Source organism: Hydrogenophaga sp. PAMC20947 (assembly GCF_004795855.1).
Taxonomy (GTDB): Bacteria; Pseudomonadota; Gammaproteobacteria; order Burkholderiales; family Burkholderiaceae_C; genus Hydrogenophaga.
In genome coordinates this window covers 3364021-3380203 of sequence record NZ_CP039252.1, presented here as the reverse complement: position 1 = coordinate 3380203, position 16183 = coordinate 3364021, and the positions used below count along the sequence as shown (strand labels likewise).

Annotated in this window: 14 protein-coding genes; 6 read left to right on the top strand and 8 right to left on the bottom strand. The window is 62.9% G+C overall.

What is annotated here, in order from left to right:
* Window positions 1-27 precede the first annotated feature (27 nt).
* Window positions 28-480: a fasciclin domain-containing protein gene (locus tag E5678_RS15405; protein WP_210731927.1), complete on the bottom strand. Its 453-nt coding sequence runs from the start codon at window positions 478-480 to the stop codon at window positions 28-30.
* 71 nt (window positions 481-551) lie between these two features.
* Window positions 552-1061 (bottom strand): fasciclin domain-containing protein, encoded by a 510-nt coding sequence (locus E5678_RS15400; protein WP_136179343.1) that lies wholly within the window; start codon window positions 1059-1061, stop codon window positions 552-554.
* 199 nt (window positions 1062-1260) lie between these two features.
* Here E5678_RS15400 and E5678_RS15395 point away from each other — a divergent pair, with 199 nt between their 5' ends.
* A complete protein-coding gene (locus E5678_RS15395) occupies window positions 1261-1866 on the top strand; it encodes a TetR/AcrR family transcriptional regulator (RefSeq protein ID WP_136179342.1) in 606 nt (201 codons plus the stop codon).
* A 198-nt stretch (window positions 1867-2064) separates the two neighbouring features.
* Window positions 2065-3081 carry a hypothetical protein gene (locus E5678_RS15390; RefSeq protein WP_136179341.1) on the top strand — a complete coding sequence of 339 codons (1017 nt, stop codon included), beginning with the start codon at window positions 2065-2067 and terminating at the stop codon, window positions 3079-3081.
* A gap of 4 nt (window positions 3082-3085) precedes the next feature.
* Here the strand turns inward: E5678_RS15390 and priA are convergent, their stop codons facing one another.
* Together priA and hemE are read right to left on the bottom strand one after the other, a co-directional pair.
* On the bottom strand, window positions 3086-5284 hold the full coding sequence (priA, locus tag E5678_RS15385; protein WP_136179340.1) for a primosomal protein N': 2199 nt from the start codon (window positions 5282-5284) through the stop codon (window positions 3086-3088).
* 454 nt (window positions 5285-5738) lie between these two features.
* Entirely contained in the window at window positions 5739-6833 is a 1095-nt protein-coding gene (gene hemE, locus E5678_RS15380; RefSeq protein WP_136180808.1) for a uroporphyrinogen decarboxylase, read from the bottom strand.
* A gap of 1543 nt (window positions 6834-8376) precedes the next feature.
* Here hemE and E5678_RS15375 point away from each other — a divergent pair.
* Window positions 8377-8892: a hypothetical protein gene (locus tag E5678_RS15375; RefSeq protein WP_136179339.1), complete on the top strand. Its 516-nt coding sequence runs from the start codon at window positions 8377-8379 to the stop codon at window positions 8890-8892.
* Between the two features lie 103 nt (window positions 8893-8995).
* Window positions 8996-9724: an amino acid racemase gene (locus E5678_RS15370; RefSeq protein WP_136179338.1), complete on the top strand. Its 729-nt coding sequence runs from the start codon at window positions 8996-8998 to the stop codon at window positions 9722-9724.
* A 161-nt stretch (window positions 9725-9885) separates the two neighbouring features.
* Here the strand turns inward: E5678_RS15370 and E5678_RS15365 are convergent, their stop codons facing one another.
* Window positions 9886-10515: a redoxin domain-containing protein gene (locus E5678_RS15365; RefSeq protein WP_136179337.1), complete on the bottom strand. Its 630-nt coding sequence runs from the start codon at window positions 10513-10515 to the stop codon at window positions 9886-9888.
* A gap of 133 nt (window positions 10516-10648) precedes the next feature.
* Between E5678_RS15365 and E5678_RS15360 the strand changes: the two genes are divergently transcribed.
* The gene (locus E5678_RS15360; RefSeq protein ID WP_136179336.1) at window positions 10649-11041 is read left to right on the top strand and encodes a hypothetical protein; all 393 of its coding nucleotides are present in this window, start codon (window positions 10649-10651) and stop codon (window positions 11039-11041) included.
* Window positions 11042-11163: 122 nt separating this feature from the next.
* On the opposite strand, the gene E5678_RS15355 is transcribed toward E5678_RS15360, so the two are convergent.
* Complete coding sequence (locus E5678_RS15355; RefSeq protein WP_136179335.1) at window positions 11164-11616, bottom strand: rhodanese-like domain-containing protein; 453 nt, start codon at window positions 11614-11616, stop codon at window positions 11164-11166.
* Between the two features lie 41 nt (window positions 11617-11657).
* Window positions 11658-13889: a thioredoxin family protein gene (locus E5678_RS15350; protein WP_136179334.1), complete on the bottom strand. Its 2232-nt coding sequence runs from the start codon at window positions 13887-13889 to the stop codon at window positions 11658-11660.
* 279 nt (window positions 13890-14168) lie between these two features.
* Here E5678_RS15350 and E5678_RS15345 point away from each other — a divergent pair, with 279 nt between their 5' ends.
* On the top strand, window positions 14169-15401 hold the full coding sequence (locus tag E5678_RS15345; RefSeq protein ID WP_348770352.1) for a cyclopropane-fatty-acyl-phospholipid synthase family protein: 1233 nt from the start codon (window positions 14169-14171) through the stop codon (window positions 15399-15401).
* Between the two features lie 33 nt (window positions 15402-15434).
* Here the strand turns inward: E5678_RS15345 and E5678_RS15340 are convergent, their stop codons facing one another.
* Window positions 15435-16178: an alanyl-tRNA editing protein gene (locus tag E5678_RS15340; protein ID WP_136179333.1), complete on the bottom strand. Its 744-nt coding sequence runs from the start codon at window positions 16176-16178 to the stop codon at window positions 15435-15437.
* Between the last annotated feature and the right edge of the window lie 5 nt (window positions 16179-16183).

Sequence of the window (16183 nt, the reverse complement as noted above, 5' to 3'; positions counted from 1 at the left end):
ATGGGTTGCTGCGCCCTGAGCTGGCTATTACTTGGGCATGATCACGGTGTCGATCACGTGGATGACGCCGTTGTCGGCCGCGATGTCGGTCGCCGTGACTTTGGCGTTGTCCACCATCACGCCCATGTCTGTCTTGACGGTGATCGAGCTGCCCTGAACGGTCTTCACCATGCCGGCCTTCACGTCTTTTGCCATGACCTTGCCGGGAACCACGTGGTAGGTCAAGACAGCGGTGAGCTTGGCTTTGTCCTTCAGCAACGCGTCCAGATCGGCCTTGGGAATCTTGGCAAAAGCGGCGTCAGTGGGGGCAAACACGGTGAAGGGGCCAGGGCCCTTGAGTGTGTCAACCAGACCGGCAGCGCCGAGGGCGGTGGCCAGCGTTTTGAACGAACCAGCCGCCACAGCAGTGTCGACGATGTCGGCCGCCTGTGCGGAGAATGCGGCGAGGGAGAGAGCGGAGATAGCGAATAATTTTTTCATGATGAGTACCTGATGGGATTGAGGAAAGACCGTTGAGAAAAGCAGGATGGCTTGGGGAAAGGGAGAAAGAGTTACGGGGCTGGCAAGATCACCTTGTCGATCACATGGATCACACCGTTGGTGGTGCGGATGTCTGTGGCCGTGATGTTGGCGGTGCGGGCGCGCTGGTCGGTGATCACCAAGCTTGAGTTGATGGAGAAGGTTTCACCCTGCAGGGTGGTGATGGGGGTGTCCACAGGCACTTGTGCCTTGAGCACCTGACCGTCAAGCACGTGGTAGGTCAACACCTGGGTGAGCAGCGGTTTGTTGGCCAGGAGCGCCGCCTTGGTGACGCCGAGCTCGGTGAGCAGTGCCGCAAATGCGGTGTTGGTCGGAGCGAAGACCGTAAAGGGGCCGGTGCCGCTGAGCGTCGTGGCCAGATCGGCGGCCACCACGGCTTCGACGAGGATGCTGAATTGGCTGTCCGCCTGTGCGGTCTGCACAATGTTGAGGTGAGGGTCGTCGTGGTCGTTGCCGCCGCCGCATGCAGCGACCAGGCTGACCAGGGAAATGGCTGCCGCTCGCTTGAGCCAATCAATCATGGTGTTCTCCTGAAGTCGGTGGAAGAAGGGAAGGGTTTCTACAGCTCAGGGATTTGTAAATTCCATAAATCTGAACTGCAGGGTTCAAAATGTAGACTGATGAGTTCAATAAAGCAACTAGTTAGTTTAAAACATTACTGTTCAGGTGGTTTTTGTACATGGCGGTCTGTTTGGTCTGTGCTGCGGCTAAGATCGCGCCATGGGCAAGATTTCATTCAAAGAGCAAGTGATGTTGGCGCGAGAAGAGGCCATCGTTGAGGCGGTTAACCGTTTGCTGGCCGAAAAGGGCTACGACAACATGACCGTGGACGAGGTCGCGGCCGAGGTGGGTATCGCGAAGGCCAGCCTGTACAAGCACTTTGGTTCCAAGGAAAAGCTGGCCGCAGCGGCCATGATCCGTGTGCTGGAGCGCGCCCAGGCGTGTCTGGACAACCTCGAAGCACAGCCCCCGGTGACGCCGCTGGAGCGGCTCAAGGCCGTGGTGCGCTGGACCATGGAGGTGCAGCTGGCCGGTGACATGCCGTCTTTGCCGGCTCAAAACTCGGCGCTGCGTGCCGTTTTGCTGGCCAACCGGGACTATCTCGACCTGTTGATGGTGGTGAGCGACCGACTCGGTGCCTGGATCATCGAAGCGCAAAAAGGGGGCCAGCTTCAGGCGGGTCTGCCGCCCGAGCTGGTGCTCTACACCGTGTTCGCCCGCGCCTGTGATCCGGTGCTGGGCATGCTGAAAGCCTCGGGCCAGCACAGCGACGAACAGATCATCGACTGGCTGGTCTCCACCACCTTTGACGGTTTGTCGGGCTGAATTCCTCGCCTGCGTTGACGCCGCCAGCAGGCGGTAATTGATCCGTTCAGGTTTCTATTTCCTGTGTCGATGAAAGATTCATTGGCGTGTGACGCCATCCGTGGTCGTCTGTCAGGAGAGTCTCATGCCCGTTTCCCGCTGTTTGCTGGGGATGCCTTTGTGCATCGTCTGTGTCCCCTGTCCTTTTGAGGTGCTGCCATGAGCGAAGCCGCAGAAAACACCGCAGCGCCCACAGCGGCCAACGCCGGAATCGAAGCCGCTGAAGCCACCCCACCAGAGACGCCACCCGACACCACCACAAAGCCTGCAGCACCAGCTTGCGAAGTGCCTGCTGCGGAGGTGCCGCCAGCGCCTGAAGCGGCCACAGCAGAAGCAGCAACTGAGACGGAAGCCTCCACTGAGGCGGCGCCGTCAGAACCCGAAGCCACAACCGAAGCCGCACCCGATACGCCCAAGACGCGCGCAAGGCCCATCGTTGCCCAGTCTGTCGAACTGCCGCTGTTGGAAAAACTGCCGGAGCCATCGGGTGACGTGCACGAAGTGGGGCTGATGGCCAAGATGCCCAGCGAGAAAACGGTGTTGGTGATCCAGCCCGACGGGCAGGTGCGGGGCACCCTCGCCGGGGGCTGCCGGACGCTGCAATGGGTCACGGTACACACCGCATCCAGTGTGGAGCTGGGGGAGGCGCTGATCAAGGAAGAATCGATCGATGCCATCATCTTGTCGCTGGATGAAGGCGCAGAAGCCATCGATTTTCTCACCCGCATCCGTTTGGGTGAGTGCAAGGTGGACGCGGGTGTGCCGGTGATGACCATCAACCACGAAGCCACTTCCGAACTGGTGGGGCAGCTCAAACTGCTGGGCGCCACCCGGTTGCTGTTGCATCCCTTCACGCTCGGTGATGTCCTGGAAACCGTGGAAGGCATGTGGACGCCAGACGGTGCACCCGTGGTGATGCCCTCGAATCCGGAAGAGCTCAAAAAAGCCACCGAGGCCAAGGCCGAGGCAAAAGCAGAAATGGAAGCAGCCGTGGCCGACAAACCCGACGAAGCCAAGGCCGAGGCAGCGCCGGCAGAGGACTCAACGGCTGAAAAGCCCGACGAAATTGCCGCCGCGGCCAGCGAGGGAAATGCACCAGCCGAGCCCGAAGCCAGCAGCGAATCACCTGTCGAAGAAACCAAGGCCAAGGCAGAGGCAGAAGCCGTACCCGCTTGACGCTTCAGATCGCCAGAGGGTCAACGTCCACCGCCCAGCGCACCAGGCCGCGCGCTTCGGGCGCGCTGCGCGCTGCATGCAACACCGGTTGCCAGGCCGCCAGAAAACGTTGCAGTGCAGCGCGCGAACCACTTTCCACCAGCATCTGAGCCCGCTCCACGTTGGCCACACGCTGGATGGTCAGCGGCACGGCGGGGTAAAGCGTGATGTCGTCGCGGTGGGGCAGTCCGATCGCCTGTTCGGCGGCCAGGTTGAGGAAGGCCTGGGCTGCAGCCTGGGTGCGCGCATCGGCGCGCAGCAAAGCCTGAGCGCCATACGGCGGCATGCCTGCGATCTCGCGCTCGTGGAGTTGCTCGGTGGCAAAGCCTGGGTAGTCGTGAAGCTTGAGCGTGGCAAACAGCGGGTGATCCGGGTACCAGGTCTGGATCCACATTTCGCTGGCACCCCCCTGCGCACCCATGAAGGCCGCATCGCGCCCAGCGCGCCCGCCCGCCTGCATCAGCAAGGCAAACAGCCGCTCGGGCGCCCGGTAGTCGCTCGCGAAAAGGGCCGAGTCGGCGTTGAGCCCGGCCACCAGAGTGATGCGCCGGAAATCGTGGCCCTTGGCGATCATCTGGGTGCCCACCAGCACATCCACCTCGCCGCTGTGCAAGGCCGCGAGCTGGCTCTCAAGGCTGCCTTTGAGGCGCGTCGTGTCGGCGTCCATGCGCGCCACGCGGGGCGGCTGGCCATCCGGACGGCGCACATCCGCCAGCAGCGCGGCCAGCTGTTCTTCCAGTTGCTCGGTGCCCCGTCCCACTGGCGCGATGTCGAGGTTGCCGCAGTCTGGGCAGGCCCGCGGCACCCGCTCGGTGAAGCCGCAGTGGTGGCAGCGCAGCGTGCGGTCGAGTTTGTGAAACACCCGGTAGGCGCTGCAATGGGGGCAGCCGCTCTTCCAGCCGCAATCGTGGCAGGCCAACACGGGGGCATAGCCCCGCCGGTTCAGCAACACCAGGCACTGCTCTCCGCGCTGGATGCGCTCGGCCATGGCGGCCAGCAACGGCGGCGCCACCACCGCGCCCTTGGGCTGGTTGTTCATGTCGATGAGCCGCAGCCGGGGCAGGGCGCCTCCGCCGATGCGCCCGGGCATGGCCAGGCGCAGGTAGCGGCCCAGGTCGGCGGCGTGCCAGCTTTCCAATGAGGGTGTCGCCGAGCCCAGGATCACCTGGCACCGCTGGCCGCTGGCCGCCAAGGCGTCGGTCTCGATCTTGGCGCGGTACACGGCCAGGTCGCGGGCCGAATAGCGCGCGCCCTCCTGGCTTTTGTAGCTGGGGTCGTGTTCTTCGTCGACCACGATCAGCCGCAAGCCTGGCAGGCTTGCGAAGATCGCCATGCGGGTGCCGAGCACAATGCGCGCGCCGCCCGTGTGGGCGGACAGCCAGCTCGCCAGCCGCTGCGCAGGCGTCATGCCGCTGTGCAGGCACACCACCGCCCCCGCGCCATACAGTGGCTCGAATCGCTCACGAAAGCGGGCTTCAAGCTGAGGTGTGAGGTTGATCTCGGGCACCATCACCAGGACCTGCGTGAGCACGCCATCGGGCGAGACCGTGTCCAGCGCCCGGCGCGTGGTCTGCAAATACACTTCGGTTTTGCCACTGCCGGTGGCGCCGTGCAGCAAGATGGGCGCGGTGGCGTGCTCCAGGCTGGCCAGGGCCTCGGCCTGCTCCGCGCTCAGGGTCTGGGTGAGGGGCGGGTTTTCAGCTGGGGACTGGCCGTCGGGCAGGGCCGGGGCTGCCTCCCGGTCAGCAACCGCAGGTGAACGGCTGGCTTTGGGATCGGGGCTGGCCTGTTTCGCGCGTTTCTTCAACCGCCGCGCCAGTTGCACGCCATCGAGCTCCCGCAGTTGCGGCGGCAGCGCGGCCAGCGCCACCTCGCCCAGGCCGCGCTGGTAATACTGGCTGGCAAAACGCACCAGTTGCAACCACCGGCCGTTGAGCGCCGGCAAACCTTCAAGCACGCTGGCCACCGCTTTGGTCTGTGCCTGCGACAGACCTTCAGGCGGCTGGTCGCCGCAGTCCCACACCACCCCCAACACCTCGCGCGTGCCCAGCGGCACCCGCACCAAGCTCCCCGGCGTGAGCGAAAGCTCACTTCGGTAGGTCAGGGTGTGCCCCATCCCGCTGTGGGCCGGGGTGGCAACGATGACATTGGGCCAAAAAGCCATGCTTAGCGGGTGTTCCTCAGTTGATCTGTCGAAAAGCGATGTAAGTCGTTGATCTTATTGCGCTTATCCATCTATCCAAGCTTTCTGTGGATAACTTTGTGGATAGACCGAATATCCCCGCTGGGAACCCTTAAGAATCAAGGGTTTTATTAGACTGCACAGAAAAAAAGCAGAAATAAAACTTCAATTAAATCAACAGCTTACGAAATGATGCTTGGAGAGATAGAGGCGGTCCGTCGAGCGTGATTTCATGCCGCACCGCAGCACAAATTTTGTGCATAAGTCGGGCCTGTCAAGCCATTTTTTCTCCGGAAACTGTGCTATGGGCCAGGTGCACCGGCGGCTCAACCCCCTGGCGAGGCCAGAAAAAGGAGCGATTTGCCCGGTTGCCAAAGTCGCAGTCGCGCGGCGTCCACCAGCCATTACCACCGTCCAGCGGCGCCCCCAGTGGGGTTCAGCCAGGTTGGCGCAACCGTTTGGAGTGGCGGTGCACCGCGTCCACCAACACCGACACGCTCTCCGGTGGGGTGTATTGGCTGATGCCATGGCCCAGGTTAAAAATGTGGGTCGGACCCGTGCCCTCGCCTTGGTGAGGGCGGCCGAAGCTCTCCAGCACGGCGGCCACTTCGGCGTCGATGCGCTCGGGTGGCGCAAACAACACGTTGGGGTCGATGTTGCCCTGCAGGGCCTTGGTTTCGCCCACCAGCGCGCGCGCCTTGCTCAGGTTCACTGTCCAGTCCAGCCCCAGGGCGTGGCAGTCCAGGTCTTTCATCTCGTCCAGCCACAAGCCGCCACCTTTGGTGAAGACAATGCGCGGTATCACCACGCCGTCTTTTTCCCGCTGCAGCTGGGCCAAGACCCGCTTGGTATAGGCCAGGCTGAATTCCTGAAACTTGCCATCGGCCAACACCCCGCCCCAGCTGTCAAACAACATCACTGCCTGGGCGCCAGCATCGATCTGGGCATTGAGGTAATTGGCAACCGAGTCCGCATTGATCGCGAGAATCTGGTGCATCAGATCAGGGCGGCTGTACATCAGGCTCTTCACCGCGCGGTAGTCGTCCGAGCCGCCGCCCTCCACCATGTAGCAGGCCAGCGTCCAGGGGCTGCCGGAAAATCCGATCAGCGGCACCCGGCCATTCAAAGCCTTGCGGATCGAGGTCACCGCGTCAAACACGTAGCGCAGCTTCTCCATGTCGGGAATAGCCAGCTGTGCCACATCGGCCTCGGTGCGCACCATCTTGGCAAACTTCGGGCCTTCGCCGATCTGAAAGCTCAGGCCCAGGCCCATGGCGTCGGGAACGGTGAGGATGTCGCTGAACAAAATGGCGGCGTCCAGCGGGTAGCGCTCCAGCGGCTGCAAAGTTACTTCCGTGGCGTAGTCGGTGTTCGTCGCCAGCCCCATGAAACTGCCCGCCTTGGCACGCGTGGCGCAGTACTCAGGCAGGTAGCGACCGGCCTGGCGCATCAGCCACACCGGGGTGTGCTCGGTGGACTGGCGCAGGCAGGCCCGCAGGAAAGTATCGTTTTGCAGGGGGGCGAAGCTCATGGAGGTATCCGGTGCGGTGTCGTCAAAGGTAGGCATTGATTATCCTGCCTCGGATCGACCCAGGCTTTGCGCTGGCGCAGAAGCCGTGCACAGGTTTGGCCATCCGAGCAAGATGCCATGCCCATCAAGCGGGGTGACAGCGAGCCGACCAGCTTCCGCAGGTTGGCGCGCGGCACGCTGGGTCGTACCAGCGGGAGCTGGGCTGTGGCACCAGACCCGGGACGACAAAGGCGTTCCTGGCGAGAACGGTGTCGATGGTGTCGATGGGGTTCATGGACGTCCCCTTCCTACAAAAAACGAGTGAGGTGATGGGAGCTCGAACTTCCCCAGATGGCCATGTGTTGACGCACGCCGCAACGGCGCGAATCAGACGGGGCGGGAAAATCCCTTTGGTTCATTGGGCCGCACGCAAGTATTCATGGCGTCGCAATATGGATAAACACACATTCATGCTGAACGGCGGGTTGGTTATTGCATCAACGGGATTTACATACCTTGTGAGTGAGGGGTTCGCACTTGCATGCGTCTGCATCGCAAGTTCGGAATGAGTAGCCTCTTCGAACGCTTGATGTCAGAGGGCGCTGGACTCTTGGTGATCCGGTTTGGATTGGGTCCAGTCCTGTTGGTTGTTGGCTTGTGGTCGGTCGTTGGTGCCCGTGGCAGTGCGCCCCAATACGGCGCTCAACCGGAGAACTTGGCAAACTGTGCTTTTTGTGTTGTTTCCTCAACTGATCCAAAATACCACCACTGTCAAATGCGGGTTGGTTCGGCGGCGGCCCACACAGTCAGATCACCGTGGCCCACGCCAAGTCACTATCGCCTAACAAGGGGAGTCGGAGTTCACAATGAATAACAAGGTCGTCGCTGTCATACTTTTTGTCCTTGCGGCAGTCATGCTTGTGCTGGGGTGGGTGATCCAGGGACTACCGCCCGCGGTCACCGGTGTTGGCTTTGTCGTCATCGGGTACTACATCCTTCGCAGCAAACCGTAGCGACTCACCCCGCTGTCATTTCGCGCCGACAGGGACTTTTTCTACGTTGGGTGGCCGTGCGGACCATCGCTTTGTACCTGGACCCACCGCGGCATGGTTCTACGGGTCCTCATCACACTGGGCCTTGTGCAGCCTGCCGGTGCGGGCCGCTTGGCCCCCGTGATGCGTGAGGCGGTCATCGCGTTTGCCGCACCCGGACCTTTCCCGTCAGAGCCAGGGGCTATTCGGGCGACGGCGGGGCGTCGTGAGCAAGCGTCTCGGACCATCACTAGACCGGTCAAAGATGTAGACGCTTGCGAGCGGGCCAAAGTTTTTGACCGGATGACTGTTTCGGAGCGGCGTGGTCACTTCTTCACCTGATCGAAACAGCGCCGGGGTGGCCATTGCACGACGCGATTGCGCGGGCCCATCCCTGTTGGGCGGAAGCGCTCCGCAAGCGTTGGCTGCGGAGGTGTCTGGTAAAAATCAGCCGCTGCGTTTGATGGGTCGCGCCAGCGGACGGGTTCGCCGGCCGCTCGGCTCAAACGGACTGACATGGTATGAAGGCTCTCATGAAACGTTTTGTCGCACTGATCCCGCTCCTGGCCATCTGTGGGTTGCATGCGGGGCAACCGCTGCACGCTGTCTTGAAGATGCGGACCATCGAGGTGTTGCGCTGCGAAGCTGTTACGCCAAGCAATGTGGCCGAAGTGAGCAGCTTCGTCCGCGCACCACCGCGCTCCAGCAGCGGGCTTCGGCCCGATCCTTCCCAGGTCGCTGACCGTGTGCCAGGGCTCCTGGTCGAGGGAGTCGTCAGGCAGCAGCGAGACGTGACCTTCCCGCACCTAGGGCGGGGCGATCCTCTCAGTGACACGCAATGGGCAGACGTTGATCCAGCGGCGCCGTTGAAGTTCTTCGTTCCCCGAAGCGGCCCTGGTGGTTGCGAGATGTTTGTGCCCGGTGGGCGTGTGAACGTCGTGTTGTCTCAGAAAGCTGAGTGCGACACCCACCCGCCGGCCGGTGTTTGTGCCTTTGACCACCCAGTCCGCCTCGTCGATCCCGAAACTTGGGCCCGATACGGGCAATAGCTTTGTTGACGAATCCCCTGCAGCCGGTCCAAGCGACTGCGCGGATCGCTCGGGATGGGACGGTCTCTTTCATCCATTCTGAACACGTAGACCGAGGAAGCAGATGAAAAAATTCGGACTGATCGGTGGTACATCGTGGAATTCAACGGTCGACTATTACGCCCTGATCAACAAGCTGATCAACGACCACCATGGCGACAACACCAACCCACCGCTTCGGGTCGTCAGCCTGAACCAGAAAGCCATTCACGATCTCCAGCGTTCTGATGATTGGGACGCCATAGCCGACATCGCTGGCGCGGCGGCCCTGGAGTTGCAGGGGATCGGGGTTGAAGGGATCGCTTTGTGCTCCAACACACAGCACAAAGTATTCGACCCGTTGCAGGCTTCGCTGTCTGTTCCTGTTCTGCACATTGCCGATGCCATCGCGGCGAACCTCGATGCGCTTGGCTTCGAGACCGTCGGCCTCATCGGTACCCGGTTCACCATGACGGAGGACTTCATCAAAGGGCGCTTGCAGGACCGCTACCAGGTGAAGACGGTCGTGCCGACGGACGCTGAGCAGGGCGACATCCAGGACTTGGTCTACAAGGAGCTTTCTGTCGGCGTATTCAGCGACAGCACCAGGGCGATTTTCCTGCAGGTCATTGAATCGCTTTCAGCCAAAGGGGCCCAGGCCGTTATTCTGGGGTGCACTGAGTTCCCTATTCTCCTGAGAGGCGCCGATTGCCCCGTGCCATTGATCGACACAGTGGCCTGCCACTGCGAAGCGATCACCCGCTTCATTCTGGACGAAGAGCGCCCTGCGCATGGCGTTGACAGAAGGGCGTGAAACGTTCGCCTTGGCTCCGGTGGTCAAGCGTCCCTGAGCGAACCGCGAATGATTCATCGACCAGGTCAAAAGCGGAATTTCACCCGTCTGTGCCGTGCGTTCTCAGCCCGTGGTGGGGCCCGCATGGGTGTCAGAAAGCGCGAGCTGCACCCAGCCTAGCATCACCCTTCGTACTTGATGCTGCAGCCGTAGGGTTGGCTGGTCGGGGTGCTCAGGGGCTTGCCCGCGAGCAGCTCGTCCAGCCCCTGGCGGATGTAGTTGGTGGCTTTTTCGATGTCGACCGCACGGGCGGAGGGGATGCTGTCGATCCCGCCCGCATACACCAGCGCACCTTGGGCGCTGACAATGTACATGTGCGGTGTCACGCGGGCCCCGTAGGCACGACCTACCTGGCCGTCGATGTCCATCAGCGTGGCGCTGGGGCTGGCGCCCTTGGTGGTCATCCAGCGTTCGAGTTGTGCCGCGGTCATGTGGTCCACGCTCCCTTTTTCGGTGGAGTTGATGGTCAGCCAGATCACGCCTTGCGTGGTGAAAGCCTTCTGCAACGCCTGCATGTTGCCGTTGTAGTGTTTGCGCACAAACGGGCAGCCAGGGTTGTTCCACTCCAGCACCACGGGCTTGCCTTTGAAGCTGGAGAGCGTCACAGATTTGCCGCTGGTGTCGCTGAGGGTGAAATCAGGCGCTGCCTGACCCACGCCTGCTGCGTGGACCCTGCCTGCGGTCGCGAGCAGCCCGGCGGGCACGGCCAGGGCGCTCAGGCTGAGGGCATTGAATTGACGGCGTTGCAACATGGTGACTCCGGTGAAAAAACTCGCTCAAGACAAACGGTGGGCTATGGGCCCCGTGGGTTGATGAAGTCCGCGGATGGCCCCTCTGGCGACAAGCGATACTTCCGCATTCTGAACGTTTCAGCTTTGGCTTGCCATGACCCTGATTTCTGCTCGATCAATCGGCGCATTTTTGCTCGGAACAAGCGTTGTGGTGGGATGCTTCTGGTGGCTGCTGGGGGATCAGTATTCACGCCGGTCATCGCAGGCCTCGCCGGACGGGCGCTTCTCGGTGTTCGAGTTTCAATCCCATCAAAACGGGCTGGAGCACGCGCCTCACGGCTCGCTCTTGTCGTTGTCCGCAGATCGCTCCCTGGGTGATCCGGAAGATGGGCATGTGATCTTTGCGGGCTATTGCAAGACGGCTCTTGCGTATCGATGGGTGGACAACCAGCGCATCGCAGTGGACTGTGCGGTCCGGGACGATGGCGATGTTCGCACCTTGTCCAAACGGGCGTTTGGCATCTCGGTGTCGCTCAACGGGCGCTGAGGCAACGGCACTGGGTGTGTCGACCCAGCCGGGTCGGGCCGGGTACCGGTTGAAAAATGCGCTTGATTTGAGAAAGGGGTGGTCAGCGGAAGTGGGCAAGAGGCTCGTGAAGCCAGGCGCAGTCAGGACGCCCGGGCGGGCTTCTCCATGGGCCAACCGTTTCGCGCCCAGGTACTCATGCCGCCGTGCACATACCGCACGTTGTTCCAGCCGGCGTCTTTGAGTGCCTGAACCACCTTGCTGGAGCGGTTCTGGGTGTGGCAGATGATCAGCACAGGCTGTGCCGGGTCGTTGGGAATCTCGTTGACCCGCTGCTGAAGCTGCGACATGGGCAACAGCGTTGCGCCCGCTGCGACGCCGGTGGCGTGTTCGGCCGGCTCTCGAATATCAAACATCAGGGCCTTGCGGTTCTCGAACAGATCGCGGCCTTCTTCGATGCCCACACGAAGTGGGTCTGCAGCGCCTGTCGCCTCGGATGAACATGCCGGGAGCAGGGCACTGGCGGCGAGCAGCAAAAAGCCTGTGATCGCCTGGCGCCTGGTATGGCAGGGAGCTTCAAGCCGTTGTGAAATCATGTGGAGCGCTTGCGGGTAGCCGAGGTCTCAGGCAGCACAGGTCAAATGCCGGCCAACGCTTCGCGCATGTCGCTCACGCTCAAAACTTCTGACAGGATGCGCGGCGCCTGCCCAGGCGTGTGCAGCGCGTACACCGGCACCCCATTGCGGCCGAGCTCGGCCAGCGCGGCGGTGACGGCTGGATCGCGGCGCGTCCAGTCGGCCCTCAGCAACACCACCTGCTTGGCTGCCATGCCGGCGAGCACGTCGGCGTCGGCCAAAGTGGTGCGCTTGTTGTATTGGCAGGTGACACACCACGCGGCGGTGAAATCCACAAACACGGGCCGGCCCTCAGCGAGAGACGCCGCTTGCTTGTCGGCACTCCAAGGTTTCCAGCTCAGACCCTTCACGGCGGTTGCCACTGGCTTTGAACCCAGGTCAGCCGCTTGCAGATGCGTTACGTTCGGTCCCACAGCCCAGCCCAGCCACACCAGGCCGGCCAGCGACAACCCGGCCAGCACGCTGCGGCTTTTGCTGCTCGGCAAAGCCAGTGCCCAGGCCAGCAAAGCCCCCACCACCAGCAGCATCAACAAGGCCGCTGCACCGTCGATGCCGCTTTGCTGGCCCAGCACCCAGAGCAGCCACACCACGGTGGCGAACATGGGGAAGGCCATGAACTGGCGGAAGGTGTTCATCCATGCGCCGGGGCGGGGCAGCGCGCGGGCAATGGCTGGCCACCAGCTGGCAGCGAGGTAGGGCAGGGCCATGCCCATGCCCAGTGTGCCAAAGACGGCCAGCGCTTGCGCGGTCGGCAAGCCAACGGCCAGACCGATCGACGCACCCATGAACGGCGCGGTGCAGGGCGAGGCAATGGCGGTGGCCAACACGCCAGTCAAAAAGGCGTCTGCCGTGGGGTTGCGGGCTTGCAGGGTGGCAATGGAGTTGGGCAAGATGTTGCCCAGTTCAAAGACACCGGCGAGGTTCAGGCCGATGAGGGTGAACAGAACGGCAAGGGAGGCCACTACGGCCGGGCTTTGCAGTTGAAAGCCCCAGCCCAGCTGCTCACCGGCTGCGCGCAGCCCGAGCAGCAGGCCGCCCAACGCCAGGAATGAAATGACCACGCCCGCCGTGTAAGCCAGGCCGTGCGCGCGGTGCGCGCTGCGGTCGTCGGCGTGTTGTGCGAAAGCGAGCACCTTGATCGCCAGCACCGGAAATACGCAGGGCATGAGGTTGAGGATCATGCCGCCGATCAAGGCGCCGATCAGCGCCGCCCACAGTGTGATGGCTGGCCCACTCCTGCCGGGCGCCGAGCCATCCTGGCCTGCCGCACGTTCTGCGTTGGCTTGCAAGGCGGCGGTCAAAGCGTCGGGCACCGCGGTGGGCAAGGCTGCAGCGGCGGGCCAGGCGCCTTGCACCGGAACGTCCAGGCGCACGCCGGGGCTGCCGGGGCCTTCGCCAGGTGGGTTGGCCAGCGCCACCACCAGCGCCAATCGATCAGGGCTGTCGCTGCGCTGGGGCGAAAGGGGTACGCTGGCGGTCCAGCGCTCGCCGTCCCACGACTGTTTCCAGGGCGAGCCCGGCTCGATCAGGCCCGGAGTCTCAGGGAAAAACTCCAGCGCCTGGCCCCGCCACGCCACGGGCAGGCCGGCGAGTTGCACGTCCAGTTGCTGGGCTTGTGGGGAAACCGCGCTGTCGCCGGCCGGCAGGTCGCTGGGAGCGGCGGCGCGGGCCGATTCAAAGGCGATGCCGTTGAGTGCAGTCGGTCCCTGAACCGGCAGGCGCATCGTGAAGTTGCCTTCTTCGGGGATGCATTCCTTGCGGCAGGCCAGCCAGGCGGCATACAGCTTGACCTCGATGTCTTGGCCCTTGAACGAAGGGTCGATCGTCAGTGGTACGGGCAGCAGCACCGTGCCGCTGTAGCCGTAGTTGGCCAGCGGGCCGAGTGGAAACTTGCGAGGGGTGGGCCAGTCGATCGGGCCGGCCGTCACGCCTGGCGGCAAGGTCCATTGCAGCTCGGTGGGCAGGCCGGAGTCGCCAGAGTTCTTCCAGTAGGTGTGCCAATCGGGGGTGTGGGTCAGCTGCAGGCCCAGCCAGACCTGGCGCCCCGTCGCAGCCCCTTCTGGCGCGTGTGCCAGCAGCTCGGCCCGAACCTGCTCGGTCTGAGCCACCGTGGTGTCGGTGAGCTGGGTCAGCAGACTTTGCGCACCCGCCATCAGGGGGGCCAGCAAGGCCAGACCGGCGATCCATCGACGGTGGCGGGCGGCGGTCGCCGGTGAAATGAGGGTTGAGAGCATGGGGCGGGGCAGTTGAAACATCGAGCGGAGCAGCAAGGTTGGCTGGGGGCCAGCCTTGGGCGCCGCCTCGGTGTGAGCATCGGGGCGTTCGCTTGGTTCCGTTGGCACACCGGAACCAGGCGATCTACCGCAAATATAAGCTGCGGCTGTTGTTTTGTCTGGCGAACGGCCCGAGTCTTACATCGGACACATCGAACTCCGCTCCGGCGATCCCGCTGGTCAGGGGCGCCTGAAATGGCTACAAATGGTGTTCCCACTCCCTTCACCGGAGGTCCGTTGATGTCAACACCACTAATGGATCGTGCGTTGCTCCCTTGGGCGCGGCGCATCCAGGGCCAGTTGCATCTGCCCGTTTGTCTGCGCTGGGGCGCAGAAGGCGAATCGTCGCTGTTCTTGGGCGAAAGCCTGCCCGCCCGCGTCGAGATCCGTGTACTCGATGCGCGGGCCTTGCCTTTGCTGGTTGAACCCAGTCTGGAGACATTGGGGCAGGCTTATGTCGAGGGGCTGCTGGACGTGAAAGGCAGCATGAACGATGTGCTGAGCGTGGCCCACCGCTTGGCCGAGACGGCCCAACTTTCGGAGGGCCTGCTCGGCCGCATGCGCCGCGTCTTTGATCACACGCCCGAGAACGACAGTGAAGCCATTCAATACCACTACGACGTGTCCAACGATTTTTACGCGCAGTGGCTGGGTGAGAGCATGGTGTATTCCTGCGCCTATTTTGAGCAGGGCAACGAAACACTGGGTCAGGCGCAGGCAAAAAAGATCGATCACATCCTGCGCAAGATCCGCCTCCAGCCGGGCCAGCGGCTGCTCGACATCGGCTGTGGGTGGGGTGCGCTGGTGCTGCGCGCAGCGCAGGCTTGGGATGCCAGGTGTGTGGGCGTCACGTTGTCGCGCAACCAGTATGAATGGGCGTTGCAGCGGGTGCGCGAAGCAGGGCTGGAAGACCGGATCGAGATCCGGCTGCAAGATTACCGCGCCATCGCCGATGGCCCCTTTGATCGAATCACCAGTGTGGGCATGTTCGAGCACGTGGGGTTGGACCACCTTGTGGACTATTTTTCTCACGTAAAGAGCCTGCTCAAATTCGACGGTTGGGCGCTGAACCACGGCATCACCAGCACCGACCCGCAAGACGGTGAAACCCGGCTCGGGGGCGGTCGCTTTATCCACCGCTATGTGTTCCCGCGGGGGGAGTTGCCCCACATCGGGACCGTGTTGAAGTCCTTGCAAGTGGGTGGGCTGGAGGCGATCGACGTGGAGAACCTGCGGCGACATTACCAGCGCACCACCCAGCTCTGGAGCGAGGCGTTTGAAGCGCACGCAGAGAGCATCCGGCCCTTGGTGGACGAACGGCGCTGGCGCATCTGGCGCGTCTACCTGGCGGGCTGCGCTTGGGCGTTTGAGCACGACGAGGTGGCGCTGTACCAGGTCCTGTGCTGCCCGGCCGGTCAAAGTCCTCAGATGCAACCGTGGTCGCGGGGCTGGATGTATCACGAGCGGCCATGACCTCAGCGCAGAGTCAGCCGCGCCAGGGACAGATCAGTCGGTAAAGCCCAATGTCACCCGACGCGTGGTCGCCGATTTCTTCTCGATCTTGGTCACAACCACGCGACCTATCTCCGCCGTGTTGCCCACATGGGTGCCGCCGCAGGGTTGCAGATCGATCAACTCGGTCTCACCAATGCGCACGGTGCGCACCGTTCCGCTGCCCCGTGGCGGCGATACGCTCATGCTCTTCACCAGCGCCGGATTGGCATCCAGCTCGTCATCGGTTACGCTGCCCAGGCTCACCGGGTGCTGTGCGGCCACCAGTTGGGCAATGCCCGCCGTGAGTGCCTCTTTGTCCAGCGGGTCGGTGATGTGCAGGTCCAGCCGTGCGTAGTCGGGCGTGATCGAACAGCCATTGACCGGGACGGGCACCAGGTGGCACAGCAGGTGGGTGGTGGTGTGAAAGCGCATCAGGCGCAAACGCCGGGCCCAGTCGATCCGCGCTGTCACGGCTGCACCCACGGCGAGTCGGGCCAGCAGATCTTCTTGCCCAGGTGCGGGCACATGCACGATACCGCTGGTGGGGTTGCCCTCGGCATCTTTGTGCTTGCGGGTGTCGGCGATCTCCAGCTCGCTGCCACCCGCAAGCAGCAATACGCCGGTGTCGCCCGCCTGTCCTCCGCCCAGCGGGTAAAAAACGGTCTGGTCCAGCACCACGCCCTGCTCGGTGATGGCCGTGATCCGGGCAAGGCACTCGGTGCGGTAGGCGTCTTGGCGAAAGAGGTCTTGGGTCATGTGTG

Coding starts and splice junctions, on each gene's coding strand:
- E5678_RS15345 (WP_348770352.1), top strand. CDS start 14,169: ATGTCAACACCACTAATGGATCGTGCGTTGCTCCCTTGGGCGCGGCGC.
- E5678_RS15365 (WP_136179337.1), bottom strand. CDS start 10,515: ATGTTGCAACGCCGTCAATTCAATGCCCTCAGCCTGAGCGCCCTGGCC.
- E5678_RS15355 (WP_136179335.1), bottom strand. CDS start 11,616: ATGATTTCACAACGGCTTGAAGCTCCCTGCCATACCAGGCGCCAGGCG.
- priA (WP_136179340.1), bottom strand. CDS start 5,284: ATGGCTTTTTGGCCCAATGTCATCGTTGCCACCCCGGCCCACAGCGGG.
- E5678_RS15350 (WP_136179334.1), bottom strand. CDS start 13,889: ATGCTCTCAACCCTCATTTCACCGGCGACCGCCGCCCGCCACCGTCGA.
- E5678_RS15340 (WP_136179333.1), bottom strand. CDS start 16,178: ATGACCCAAGACCTCTTTCGCCAAGACGCCTACCGCACCGAGTGCCTT.
- E5678_RS15405 (WP_210731927.1), bottom strand. CDS start 480: ATGAAAAAATTATTCGCTATCTCCGCTCTCTCCCTCGCCGCATTCTCC.
- E5678_RS15400 (WP_136179343.1), bottom strand. CDS start 1,061: ATGATTGATTGGCTCAAGCGAGCGGCAGCCATTTCCCTGGTCAGCCTG.
- E5678_RS15375 (WP_136179339.1), top strand. CDS start 8,377: ATGAAACGTTTTGTCGCACTGATCCCGCTCCTGGCCATCTGTGGGTTG.
- E5678_RS15395 (WP_136179342.1), top strand. CDS start 1,261: ATGGGCAAGATTTCATTCAAAGAGCAAGTGATGTTGGCGCGAGAAGAG.
- E5678_RS15360 (WP_136179336.1), top strand. CDS start 10,649: ATGACCCTGATTTCTGCTCGATCAATCGGCGCATTTTTGCTCGGAACA.
- E5678_RS15390 (WP_136179341.1), top strand. CDS start 2,065: ATGAGCGAAGCCGCAGAAAACACCGCAGCGCCCACAGCGGCCAACGCC.
- E5678_RS15370 (WP_136179338.1), top strand. CDS start 8,996: ATGAAAAAATTCGGACTGATCGGTGGTACATCGTGGAATTCAACGGTC.
- hemE (WP_136180808.1), bottom strand. CDS start 6,833: ATGAGCTTCGCCCCCCTGCAAAACGATACTTTCCTGCGGGCCTGCCTG.